15 protein-coding genes and 1 pseudogene are annotated in these 11,470 nt (G+C 67.0%); 8 read left to right on the plus strand and 8 right to left on the minus strand.

The genetic code is table 11. The features are described 5' to 3' along the window. Positions 1-590 precede the first annotated feature (590 nt). The 3 genes from BMG523DRAFT_RS20540 to BMG523DRAFT_RS20550 form a co-directional block, all read right to left on the minus strand. On the minus strand, positions 591-1,751 hold the full coding sequence (locus tag BMG523DRAFT_RS20540) for an ISAs1 family transposase (protein ID WP_083494904.1): 1,161 nt from the start codon (positions 1,749-1,751) through the stop codon (positions 591-593). Positions 1,752-1,888: 137 nt separating this feature from the next. Beyond that, positions 1,889-2,122 carry a DUF5615 family PIN-like protein gene (locus BMG523DRAFT_RS20545; protein ID WP_235463299.1) on the minus strand — a complete coding sequence of 78 codons (234 nt, stop codon included), beginning with the start codon at positions 2,120-2,122 and terminating at the stop codon, positions 1,889-1,891. After that, positions 2,119-2,346: a DUF433 domain-containing protein gene (locus tag BMG523DRAFT_RS20550; RefSeq protein WP_035953249.1), complete on the minus strand. Its 228-nt coding sequence runs from the start codon at positions 2,344-2,346 to the stop codon at positions 2,119-2,121. The genes BMG523DRAFT_RS20545 and BMG523DRAFT_RS20550 overlap by 4 nt, the downstream gene beginning before the upstream one ends. 75 nt (positions 2,347-2,421) lie before the next feature. Between BMG523DRAFT_RS20550 and BMG523DRAFT_RS23670 the strand changes: the two are divergent. The 4 genes and pseudogenes from BMG523DRAFT_RS23670 to BMG523DRAFT_RS20560 form a co-directional block, all read left to right on the plus strand. After that, a pseudogene (locus BMG523DRAFT_RS23670) lies at positions 2,422-2,616 on the plus strand (IS6 family transposase); the annotation flags it as partial. A 22-nt stretch (positions 2,617-2,638) separates the two neighbouring features. Continuing rightward, a complete protein-coding gene (locus tag BMG523DRAFT_RS20555) occupies positions 2,639-2,866 on the plus strand; it encodes a hypothetical protein (RefSeq protein ID WP_023842259.1) in 228 nt (75 codons plus the stop codon). Beyond that, the gene (locus BMG523DRAFT_RS27535; RefSeq protein WP_083494906.1) at positions 2,844-2,954 is read left to right on the plus strand and encodes a recombinase family protein; all 111 of its coding nucleotides are present in this window, start codon (positions 2,844-2,846) and stop codon (positions 2,952-2,954) included. Before BMG523DRAFT_RS20555 ends, BMG523DRAFT_RS27535 begins: the two co-directional genes overlap by 23 nt. A 181-nt stretch (positions 2,955-3,135) precedes the next feature. Continuing rightward, a complete protein-coding gene (locus tag BMG523DRAFT_RS20560; protein WP_083494907.1) occupies positions 3,136-4,143 on the plus strand; it encodes a recombinase family protein in 1,008 nt (335 codons plus the stop codon). On the opposite strand, the gene BMG523DRAFT_RS20565 is transcribed toward BMG523DRAFT_RS20560, so the two are convergent. From BMG523DRAFT_RS20565 to BMG523DRAFT_RS20580, 4 genes are all read right to left on the minus strand, one after another. Then, positions 4,140-4,517: a hypothetical protein gene (locus BMG523DRAFT_RS20565; protein WP_043592062.1), complete on the minus strand. Its 378-nt coding sequence runs from the start codon at positions 4,515-4,517 to the stop codon at positions 4,140-4,142. The genes BMG523DRAFT_RS20560 and BMG523DRAFT_RS20565 overlap by 4 nt on opposite strands. After that, entirely contained in the window at positions 4,514-5,932 is a 1,419-nt protein-coding gene (locus tag BMG523DRAFT_RS20570; RefSeq protein ID WP_235463303.1) for a replication initiator, read from the minus strand. The genes BMG523DRAFT_RS20565 and BMG523DRAFT_RS20570 overlap by 4 nt, the downstream gene beginning before the upstream one ends. Before the next feature lie 588 nt (positions 5,933-6,520). Further along, entirely contained in the window at positions 6,521-6,844 is a 324-nt protein-coding gene (locus tag BMG523DRAFT_RS20575; protein ID WP_011438456.1) for a 4a-hydroxytetrahydrobiopterin dehydratase, read from the minus strand. 15 nt (positions 6,845-6,859) lie between these two features. Then, positions 6,860-8,371 carry a helix-turn-helix transcriptional regulator gene (locus tag BMG523DRAFT_RS20580; RefSeq protein WP_011438457.1) on the minus strand — a complete coding sequence of 504 codons (1,512 nt, stop codon included), beginning with the start codon at positions 8,369-8,371 and terminating at the stop codon, positions 6,860-6,862. A gap of 325 nt (positions 8,372-8,696) precedes the next feature. Between BMG523DRAFT_RS20580 and BMG523DRAFT_RS25615 the strand changes: the two genes are divergently transcribed. The 4 genes from BMG523DRAFT_RS25615 (at position 8,697) to BMG523DRAFT_RS20595 (ending at position 10,982) form a co-directional block, all read left to right on the plus strand. Next, positions 8,697-8,894 carry a hypothetical protein gene (locus BMG523DRAFT_RS25615; protein ID WP_162492186.1) on the plus strand — a complete coding sequence of 66 codons (198 nt, stop codon included), beginning with the start codon at positions 8,697-8,699 and terminating at the stop codon, positions 8,892-8,894. After that, positions 8,891-9,175, plus strand: a complete 285-nt coding sequence (locus BMG523DRAFT_RS20585; protein ID WP_235463305.1) for a hypothetical protein — start codon at positions 8,891-8,893, stop codon at positions 9,173-9,175. The genes BMG523DRAFT_RS25615 and BMG523DRAFT_RS20585 overlap by 4 nt, the downstream gene beginning before the upstream one ends. Positions 9,176-9,236: 61 nt before the next feature. Further along, positions 9,237-10,412, plus strand: coding sequence for an adenosylhomocysteinase (locus BMG523DRAFT_RS20590; RefSeq protein WP_232235230.1), 1,176 nt, complete (start codon positions 9,237-9,239; stop codon positions 10,410-10,412). A 6-nt stretch (positions 10,413-10,418) separates the two neighbouring features. Beyond that, complete coding sequence (locus BMG523DRAFT_RS20595; protein ID WP_011438460.1) at positions 10,419-10,982, plus strand: NUDIX hydrolase; 564 nt, start codon at positions 10,419-10,421, stop codon at positions 10,980-10,982. Between the two features lie 148 nt (positions 10,983-11,130). Here BMG523DRAFT_RS20595 and BMG523DRAFT_RS20600 read toward each other — a convergent pair. Continuing rightward, the coding region (locus BMG523DRAFT_RS20600; RefSeq protein WP_152987883.1) for a transposase at positions 11,131-11,470 on the minus strand (340 nt) is incomplete at its 5' end.

Here is an 11,470-nt window from a genome sequence, read left to right on the forward strand (position 1 = left end):
GAATAGATGATCTTCGATTTCGCAAAACCGCAGGTCAGAGACCATCTGTCTGGAGCCGGCGAGGGGACTCGAACCCCTAACCGCTCGATTACAAGACGAATCACCGCGTATCGGAGCATGCCGAAACGTGCCGCCCCGTGCCGTAAAATCCGAGGTCAGGGCGATTTCCGTGCCGGAACGTGCCGGCCGATGCCGCGCCGTGCCGGAGCATCCGCGCACACAATGCGCACACACGCCGCCCGGGTGCGGCGCACGACACACCGACATGGCAGACATACATAACTTTCTGGACACAGAGACGCTCCGACTACGGTACGTAGTTGATTGCGGTCTAGTGTGGGACCTGCGCGGAGACCGCGGGCCGGATCGGGGGTAGCAGTACTCAGCGGAGCGGGAGTCGACGGACCCGTACGTGGGTGGTGCTGAGCGATATGACGACGCCCTGTTCGAGGTCGGCTTCCAGCGCAGGCAGATTGGCCAGCAGCAGGGCGGCTTGCGCGTCGGGCTTGAGCTGGTCGCCGGACCGGAGCAGGACCAGCGAGGGAGCGATGCCCCAGGGCTCCGGCGTGATCGCGGTCTGACCGGTTTTGTCAGGGAAAGCCGTGGAGATCGAGTGCGGCGGTCGGGGTGGTGTGGTCGCGGCGGCCGGGTGGGATGAACCGGTAGCCAGCTCGACGCAGCCTGTTGATCACGGCGGAGCGGAGGGTCGCGAGGTTGGCCGGGATGTTACCGGTGCGCAGTGTCGAGGCGTCCTCGCCGAACGACACATCACGGACGTAGTGGACCTTGTTCTCCACGTGCCAATGACGGCGGGCGTGAGCTGCGAGGAGAGCGGGGCTGGCGGTCTCGGCGGAATGATCGGTGATCAGATAGACCGTCTCGCGGCTGGACTTGCGCCCTTTCACCCGCCGCCAGCGGATGATCCGCACTGCCTGGGTGGCGTGCGGGAAGTCGAGGAACCCGACGGTGGCGACCTTCAACGTGCGGGTCTCGTCACGGCCGTGTCCGTGGTCGCGGCGGGTCTCGACGGTGGGGACGTCGGTCCAGGGCAGCCGGGCGAGCCGGGCCCGCAGAAGTGGCTGGTTGGCCTTCACGACCGCCACGTAGTGGGCGTTCTTGACGGTGACGAGCCAGTCGAGGTTGGCCCGCACGGTGTGCATCGCGTCGAACGTGACCGTCACCCCGGCCAGGTCGAGGGCCCCCAGCAGCGGTTGGAACGCGGCTGTTTCGTTGCTTTTCGCGTCGACTTCGACCTGGCCGGCGAGCAGCCCCGTCCCGTGGGTCGCCACGCCCAGCAGATGCACCTGGGTTCCGTCGGCCCTGTGTGCGCCACGGCTGGTCTTCCCGTCGACCGCCACCGCCGCGGGTGATCCGTCCGCTGGGACGAGGGCGGTGTCGCCGAGCAGCGCGGCGGCGAGCGCGTCGCGGTCCACCCGGGCCAGCAGCCGCCGCAACGTCGTCTCGTCCGGTATCCGATGCCGGCCGGTAAACGGGTCGAACGGCAGCCGTAACCGGGCCAGCTCCGCCGGGCTCGCCCGGGCGACCCACTGCCCGACCGCGCAGGCCCCGTCATGGCCGGCCGCACTCAGCGCGCACAGCCACACCGCCAGCAGGCACGGCAACGGGTAGACCCGGCCCCGCGGCGAACGCGGATCCGGCACCGTGGCGAGGCGCTCCCAGATTTCCTCCCGCAACACGCCACCGGCGCCCACCACACCGGCCGCGACACGGGACAATGCCCCCACAGGCACGCCGCACCCCAGACCACGAAGACGTTAGACACCTGCGTGATCTACAAGCGGCGTGCCTGCTTTTCTGTCTGCGACACGTGGCCCGACCGTGACCCCACCACCAGAAAGATCATCAGCCTTCCGGTGGGATCAACCGGTCAAATCCCCAACGCGCCGGAGCCCTGAGCGATGCCCCGGCTGAGTGCGAGCAGAGTCGTGAAGTCGCTGTCGGCGGAGATGATCGAACGTCTCTCGGTGACGGCGAACGCGCTGACCTCGGTATCCGGGGAACCGCCAAGCCCGTGCTCGAGGACGTGCGTTGCGTCCATGCCCTTGTCGCGCAGCAGTTCGGCAACCCGCGGCGAGAGGTTCTCGTCGACGAGAAACCTCATGCGGCGATGAACGGACGCTCTTGCGGCATCGTCTCCGCGGCAAACGCGAGAGCAGCGAGCACGTCGTCACGGGTGAGCGACGGATAGTCGGCGAGCAGCTCCTCGACCGTCGAGCCAGCCGCAAGCTGACCCAGCACCGCGGACACGGTGATCCGGGTACCACGAATCGCCGGCGCACCCGCCATGATCGCGGGATCGGCGGTGATGCGGCTGACGACGGCCATGGCCAGGAGTCTACCGTCGGAGGCGTGTGGCATCGGCGGAGTCCGGCATCGCGGATCCTGATCAGTCATGGCCGAGTGACGGGTCGACGTCGTGCCTGTCCACCGGTTCCGGCGTCGGAGTTCGCGGGGTTCCGGTTCCCACCCGAGGTGATCATTCTCGCTGTCCGCTGGTACCTACGGTTCGCCCTGTCGTACCGGGACGTCGAGGAGCTTCTGGCTGAGCGCGGCATCGACGTTGACCACGTCACCGTCTACCGGTGGGTGCAACGATCGCACGAACTACACTTTTTGTATGGCAAAGTTGAACGGTTTGCGACTTGGTCTGTACACCCGGTACTCGGAACTGGTCGGTGGGGATGACGCGCTAGAACGCCAGGACGAAGACGGGTACGAGTTCGCCGAGGAGAACGGCGCGACGATCGAGAAGGTCTACCAGGAGAAGAAGTCCGCCTGGAAGAAGAAGACGATCGTGTTGGAAGACGGCACGATGATCTCGTGTGATCCGCCCGGACTACGCTGAATTGTTGGCCGATCTGCGGTCCGGGTTTCTGGACGGGGCGATCGTGTGGGACCTGGACCGTCTCACCCGGGACCTACGCGATCTGTGAAGACGCGATCGAAGTCGTCGAGCTGTACGGCCGCCCGATCGTCGGGCCCGGAGTCGATCTGACCACCGAGTACGGGAAGGCGAACGCCCGCGCGCAGGCGGTCGCGGCGAACAAGGCCAGCGCGGACACCTCCCGCCGGGTCCGCCGGTCCCACAAGCAGCGCGCCGAACGAGGAGTGCCGGTGGGGGGCAGCCGTCCGTTCGGCTGGAAGGACGACAAACGCACGTTGGATCTCACCGAGGCCGCGATCCTGCGGGAAGGGGCCCGCAGAATCCTGGCCGGGGTGCCGGTCATTGACCTGGTGAACGAGTGGAACGCCGCCGGTGTCCGCGGGACCCGGGGGAAGAAGTGGACCAAGAGCAGCGTGTTGAAGGTCTACCGCAACCCCCGGATCTGCGGCCTACGCGGCCGGGGGGTCGAGGAACCCAACGTCAACGGCCATGTTGCGAAGTACATGCAGGTCGTCACCCGCAAGGAACGCACCCCGGACGGGCGGACCATCGAAGTCCCGGTGAAGGGCCAGTGGAAAGCGATCATCGGTGTACGCCGGTGGGAACAGGTGATCGCCAAGATCGGGGGCCGGACCTATGCCCAGCAGGGGCATAACTCCCGCCGCTACCTGCTCAGCGGCGTGGTGGCGTGCGGCCGGTGTGGCCGGTCGATGTTCGGGTCACCGCCGTACCGGGAACGCAAGCACGCGATCTACCGGTGCCCCGCGCCGACGCAGGGAGGGTGCGGGAAGGTCTCCCGCCACGGCCCCCACACCGATGATCATATTCTGGCGGCGCTGTTCAACAAGATCGAGTTGGAGACCGCGAGCGCCGTGGTGGAGGTTGCCCCGTGGGAGGGGGAAGCCGCGCTGGCCGAGGTGCAGGAGAGCATCACCGCGACCCGGGCCGCGTGGACGTCGGTGCCCCGGCGGATCTCCCCGAAGGACTACTTCCCGACCATGGAAGAGCTCAGGGAGCAGGAAGAAGCCCTTCTCAAGGGACGGAACGATCATTTGGTGGCCACGGCGAACGCGCACGCCCGCCCCGCCGATGTCCGCGCCGAGTGGGACACCTACTCGCTTGCCCGCCAACGCGCGATCATCAAAGAGCATCTGATCGCCGTGGTCGTTCACCCCGCCGGCAGGGGCCGCAGGTTCGACCCCGACCTGTTGGACCCGGTCTGGCGAGAAGAGACCTAACCGCCGGGATCGTCGGCCAGGACCAGCCCGAGCAGCGCCGCGACCCGGCGCCGTTTCTCCCGCGACCACACCGGAGCCGCCAACGCCTGACGCCGCCCCCATTCCTCCGCCGCATCGGAGAACACCCGCCGAGACCGCGCCGAACCCGGCACCGGTACCGGTCGGGTGCCGGCCCGCCCACCCACCCGCACCGTGGTCACGTTCCGCGGCGCACCCCCGGTAGCCATCGGGGCAGAAACAGTCGAGGAGCTACCGGAACCTTCGGTGCTCGCCTGCTGGCCAGCCACGGCAGAGGCCGCCTCATCGGCGCCGGTGTCGGCATCGTCGGGGCTGTCGTCGAACAGCGAGAGCTGAACAGAAGCTTCGCTGCTCATAGCCCGGCCAGCCACACGTCGGAACCCGATCCAGCCGCCGGCACCGACATCCCGTCAGGTGGATCATCACCGTGATCCCCGGCATATAGACCACGCCCCGCGTAGGTCCATGCCCCGAGGGCCAACGTGTCGGGATCGCCGTCCGGACGGCCGAACGCATCCACCGGCACCCGGCCCGACATCGCCGCACCGATCGTGCGCGACCAGACTCGCCGCACCGTCCGCAGCGCACCAAACGTGGTCGAGTACCGCCGCGACTTTGACAGCCAGTGACCACCAAAGCCCATTTGGTGAGACCAGCGGACCAGTCGCGGGACATCGCCGGAGTCCCGGCCGAGTGCCGCATCCAACGCCGCCGTGAACGTGGCGTCGTGGCCGAGCCGCCAGCAGGTCTCCACCAACCGGCGCACATGCGGAACCAGGACCAGCCGGCCGAGTGCGGCCAGCGACCGCACCGGATGATCCAACGCCCCACCGGCCGCCGCAGACTTCGTGATGTACTTCGCCAGGTAGTTACTGACCCGCCCGACGTCGGTGGGCCCATCCAGCGCGATACGCCGGATATCGACCTGCACACCCCAGCGCACCGCCCACCCATCCCCGGCACCAGCGCCGGCGTCGAGGGTGGCCGCGTCCGGATCGGGAGCAGGCACCGAAACCGACCCGACCACGCCCCGCAGAGCGTCCGCGACCAGCTCACCAGCCGCCCACGCCGGAGGAGCCGAGCCGGGACCGTCCGGACCGTCCACCCGGACCACCACATGCAGATGCACGACCCCGCGTTGTTGCATTTCCGCGACCTTGACGAAGCTCAACCGCGCCGCACGGCGCAGCCCCGCCACCGTCAGACCGGCCGCCGCCACCACCGCCGATTCCGTCGCGTCCCGCGTGGCCTTCCACAACCGGGGAACAAGCGCGTTCCAGACCACCGACCGGCCGTAGCCGTAGCAGTCCGGGCAGATCGGGGAACCGAGCCGGGAATCATCCTCGCGGTGCCGCTCATGACAACCCGCCGGTTTCCCGTGCGGGCACAGTCCCCGCCGGGGGTGACATGCCTGCACTGGACCGGTTTTCCCGCCGTACTGGCGGCGGGAATGCACCGGCCCGAACGACGGCGCGGTCAGGGTGACGAACCACGCCGGATGCCCGGTCACGGTCTCCGGCACGCCCTTGCCGCCCGCGAGCCCAGCCAGGACCAGCCGCCAGGCGTCCCGCTTGTAGACCGCCGAGCACGCCGGGCACGCCGACTCACGCCGGTTGTTGCACCGCACATGCAACACGCCGCCCGGCTCACCCGCCGAGGTGAACGCGCGGCGGACCTCACCGGTACCAACATCCACATGATCGACATGGCCGGAGAGGCGGATCGGCCGGGAACAGCCACCCGCGACCGGCCGGTTTTCGGGCAAGCTCACGCCCACGTCCACGGAAATTCACCGCGTCCTTTCACCGCACAGGCGCAGCCCGACCCGGACGAACCCACAGGCCGGCCGCAGCGCCACACGGAAACGAGAACGAGACAGAAAAAGACCGGAAGATCAACAGCGGCGGACCTCAGCCGCCAGCCGGAGCTACCCGGTCAACCCGTGAACGAGAGAGAACCTGATCACCGACAGGACACGCCACATGCGGCACATCTGCACCCCAGACGGAACGTCAACACGACTGGACGCGAACCACGAGGACACGTGGCCCACGGTGCAGCAGCCCGAGCCCGGTCCTGCCGCTCCCAGGCGGCTCAACGTGGACAGCTCGTCTATGTGGCGTACTGCCTTACATGGCGCAGGGACCGGAGCCCCTCGAATGCCTACATCTACTATACCTATGTCCGTACGAAGATTCTACCTTTTTGAATGAATCGGCGAGCCGTCGAACCTATCCCGGAGGATCAAGATCTGTCCCTACGGCCCCGGCGACCGATCAGGCAGACGCCCAGGCCAACGGGTGCTGTAGGGGAGCCCAGCGGGCCGGAGAGTCTCGGCCCGCTGGGTCGGCCTCTTCGGCTATCCCGCCGCTTCCGCCTGGACGTAGCGGGCCAGCACGGCTTCGATGCGGTCGACTAGCCGGAAGTCCAGGTCGGTGATCCGCTGTCCGGCGCTGTAGGTGGTGAGACTGAACGTCAGTTCTCCCCAGTGCAGTTCGACGTCCGGGTGGTGCTCCAGTTCCTTCGCGGCCTCGGCCACCGTGCCCAGAGCCTCGATCGCGGCGTAGTACTCCACGGGGAACGTCTTGTGGATCTCCTCGCGGTCGGTGGCCTTCACCCATCCGTCCAGCGCGGCCAGACGTCGAGTGACTTCCTCGGCCGGTAGCGGGTCGCGTAGTCCCATGCCCGTTGTTCCTTCCTACAGCGTCGCCAGTTGAGCTTTGACCTGTCGTCCGGTCTCATGGTCATGCCACGGCGTGAGGTGGTGCCAAACTCCGTGGAGCTCCTGCCGTAGCCGCGCCGAACTGGTCTCCCGGGCGACGGTGACCGCGTGCGTCACGGCGTCGGCGGCGGCCTCCGGGTTCCCGGCCTGAGCATGCGAGGTGGCTTGCCGTGCCTGGTACACGCCCTTGTCCCGGCGGGCCGTGGCGGGCAGGGCGGAGATGACCTGCTCCCACAGTGGCAGGGCCTCGCGGCCGAGGCCGAGACGGTTGTAGCAGGTGGCCCGCTGCACCTCGATGTAGCCGGGGGTGCGCCGGCAGGCGTTGAACCACGGGTAGTCGTCATCGACGCGGACCAGCAGGGCCGCGGCCTTGTCCAGGGCGTAGTCTGCGCCGCGCCGGTCGCCGATGAGGGCGTAGCCGTGGGCGGTCTGCTGCATCGCCTGTACCCGGACCTTTGCGCACAGGCCGTTCCCGTCCGTCAGGGCCGCGCTGGTCAGATCGAGGGTGCCGGGTCCATCCTGCTGGTCGGTACAGATCATCGCCTTGTTCGTCAGGGCGTGTCGGACGAGTTGGGTGTCTCCCACCCGGTGGGCGAGTTCGAGAGCCTGGTTCGCCCAGTGCGACGCGCTCACGAGGTCCCCGGCATCCTGGTAGAGCCAGGTCATCAGGCCCGCGTAGGCGACGCTCGTGCGCAACAGGGCGTGCCGTTCGGGGCCCCGGGCCACACGCAGGAACTGCCGGATGAGTTCCTGCTGCACCAGCACCGACGGAATCACGGTGTGCGGCCCCAACGCGGCCTCGGCCCGGTAGTAGCCGTCAAGCTGAGCCGCCAGATACTCGATGGCCTCAGGTGCAACCTGCTGATACGACGCCAAGGGCATGACCGCGCCCCCGACCAGGAACCCGGCACCGCTTCCCGCGAGAAACGTGCGCCGGTCGATGGCCACGATGACCACCTCCCCTACGTGTGCGATCACCCGGTACGGGTCAGCCGGCGGACCCGCGCTGTCTGTGAGCGGTACCCCGAGGATGCCGGGAACCGCCGATGCGGTGGGAGAGCCAACCGGGGCAGGGGGTGCCTCGCTGGGGCGCGGCCGTGGGAGCTTGAACCACAGCAGGTCTTCCGGGATGCACAGGACCTCGGCCCACCGGATGAGCTTCGTAAGGTCGGTCACCGGCTCACCCGACTCGATGCGGCTCAACTGGGTCTGAGTGATGCCCATCCACCCGGCCACCATCTCCTGAGACAGGAGAACAGTGTGATGAGGGTGGTTGCGGTAGGCCGCGATCACCCGGCCCATGTGCCGCTCATCAAGGGCGTCCCGAAGCTGATCGGAGGCGGTCCAGAACCCGGCCGGCACCTCCGGCGCAGCCGTGCCCCGTTCCCGAGCCCGGCGCTGGCAGGGCCCACACGATCCCCGGTCGTTGTCCCGGGCAAGGCGCGTGCCACACCGGCAGTAGCGAGAATCGTCTACCTGGTCACTCATCGCAGTGACGCCCCTTCGTGACCTCCCAGGCCCGGATCGTGCTTACGCAGTCTATCCAGCGCCGCGGGCCGCTCATACCTACGACGCATGGCGCCTATGCGTGCCACGTCTAGTGATCACGAATCGTTGATTTCACACTTGCCCCAGGCCCCGGGGCCGGGTCGAGGAAAGCCGTTCTTCAGATGACGGCGGTGGGCTCCTCGGCCTCGGGTGCCGCTCCAGGCGGAACGTCGAACGAGGGAGAAGACGGACAGTGGAAAGGATGAGTGGAGGCTGGCCGGGTATCCCGCAACTGTCGGGCGATCTTCCTTTAAGGATTCTGCGATTGCAGAGCGATGTTGCCGTCACCGCGATAGAAGAGCTGGAAAGCAAGCTCATCGACTACGAGAGCCGTGCCCCAGTCGACCCCCTTGAATACGCCGCGCTACTGGAACGAATCGAGAACATCACGGAGGAGGCTCAATGGATCAAGAACCAAATAATCAAGATCACGGATGGAGGGGGATCCAGCTCGGGGAGGTGATCGCCCGGCACATCCGGCCCTACGCCGTCCTGAACGGCTACGGTGTGCAGATCGCCACCTTCGCCACCTGGAACGACGCACACGTCTGGGCACACAAGAAAATACAGGACCCCGACGTCATTCTCCCCTTGGAGGTGGAGGACCGGACGCAGCGGATCACGCGGCGCATCACGCGAGAGACGTGTGAACTCATCGCTTGGACGATCTTCACGAAGGTCGGTGGCTGCGAGCCGATGAACGGGGAGGACGGCCCATCGCCTCGCACCCTCGACGAGAGTTAGCGCTACAGCAACCCCCTGTGTAATTCCCTCCTGATCTGGGAGTCGACCGAACGTGGACGAGATGGACGGCAGTCTGACCCTCGACCGGGCCGCGCCCGCGACGATCGTCGCCGAGCCTTCGGCGAGGAGACGCATTGAGCAGTACTTCCTGGCAGTCAACAACGCATTCCCATCGGTGCACGAAGTGGCGACCATCGTCATCACTCACATGCTGCCCGACCGGCCCTTCTTCCTGGACGCGGTGGCGCGAGGGAACGATCTGATATCGATTCTTCCCAAGCCGAAGTCCTGTGACCCGACGACGCGGGCCGCCATCAGCGGCCGGTACCACTGTGATGACCTGGACCGCGATCGCTTCACCCATCCTGCGAAAGTTCTCGCGTACATCGAAGAGCGGGCCGCAGGTCGAGACCTTGTCCTGTTGGATATCGGCGGTTACTTCGCGCCCGCGCTAACCTCCCTGTGTCGGCAGTTCAGCGGGCGAATCGTGGGAGTCGTCGAGGACACGGAGAACGGGTACCGTAAGTACCTTTCGTGTGGGAAACCACCCTGCCCGGTTTTCTCGGTAGCCCGCAGTCCGCTGAAGCAGCCGGAAGACTATCTGGTGGGTCAGTCCGTCGTGTTCTCCACCGAATCGCTTCTCCGAGAGCACGGGGATATCCTGCACGGCCGTGAGACCTGCGTCATCGGTTACGGCAAGATCGGTCGTAGCGTGGCGAACACCCTTCGAGCCAAATCGGTCCGCACCACCGTGTACGAGACAGACCCGGTGCGTGCGGTCGAGGCCATGTCGCATGGATTCGCGGTGAAATGGTCAAAGTCCGAGGCGCTGGGCCGCGCCGATGTCATCGTGTGCGCCACCGGCAACCGGGCGCTGGAGGGTGAAGACTTCACTTACCTGCGGCCCGGCTCCTACGTGGCGTCCGTGACATCGTCGGACGACGAACTGAACCTCGCCTCGCTCCGCGGAACCTACCGGGTCGACCGGCTCGGCCCACACCTCAGCCGCATGACCTCATGGAACCATCATTTCTATCTGCTCAACGATGGAAATGCGGTCAACTTCGTCCACGGCGCTGCGGTCGGCCCGTTCATCTTCCTTGTCCAAGGCGAGATCCTCGCGGCCCTCGCGCTGCTGTCGTCGGGACAGACCATGGAGCCGGGCCTACACGAGGTCGGCAACCGGGAGCGTGAAATCATCGCCCGGTCCTGGCTGCGATGCTTCAACGAGGAGTGAACCCCCATGCCCGTCACGAACGACGACATCGCCAAGACCATCCGTGCGCATCTCGACGCACACCCGGAGGACGCCGAGTCTCTGGCCCCTCTGCTGGAAGCGGCCCGAGGAAGCGACGCGCCCCTGGCCTCCAGGACGACCACACCCGGCCACGTGACCTGCGGAGTGGTCGCAGTCACCTCTGATCGCCAAGTCCTCCAGATCCGCCACCGCAGCCTGAACCGATGGCTCCTTCCCGGCGGGCACATCGAGCCGGACGACGCCTCGCTCCTGGACGCAGCCCTACGTGAGCTGGCCGAAGAGACAGGGATTCCCCGGGCCTGGGCGAACCCTGCCCTCGAACGGCCCGTGGACGTGGACGCACACGTGATCCCACCGAACCCCGCAAAGCGGGAGCCGGAGCACATCCACTACGATCTTCGCTTCCTCCTGGCCATCGATCCGCCAGCCGGCAACGCCAATGTGGCGCTGCAACTGGAGGAGGTCGCTGACTACCGCTGGGCCCCGTTGACCGAACTGCCCGGCCGTCTGAGCGACCGTACCCGAGCTAACCTCCTCGCTCGACCCTGAATTGATCATCCGGGACCGACTTCTTAGGAACACAGAGATCAAAACGGCGGCCACGACGTCCCCTGATGCAGAGGGCATGATCGCCATCGCTAATGTTCTGTACGGTTTCAAGGCCGCCCCTTCGGCAGGGCCCCGGCAAAGTTGTCGGTTAGCAAGCAAGGCTCTTGATCGTCTCTAGTGGTCGTTCGGGGCGCCGCGCGTGGTGTCGGATTGCCTGGGCGATGTTCGTGGCGCCGGTCAGGCGAAGGATCGCGATCGCCAGGTTGCGCAGGCTGGCCATGACCTGGGGAGCGTGGCCGGTCCGGACCTGGCTGAGGTCCTCCCCGAAGGTGACGTCGCGGACCCAGTGCAGCCGGTTCTCCACGAGCCAGTGCTCGCGGGCGTAGGTGGCCAGCAGCGTGGGGCTGGCCTGGTGGGTCGGCAGGCTGGTGACAAGGTAGACGATCTCGGTCGTGGCCGGCCCGTCGGCGAGCGGCTGGCGGCGGCGG

This window comes from Frankia sp. BMG5.23, assembly GCF_000685765.2.
Lineage (GTDB): Bacteria > Actinomycetota > Actinomycetes > Frankiales > Frankiaceae > Frankia > Frankia casuarinae.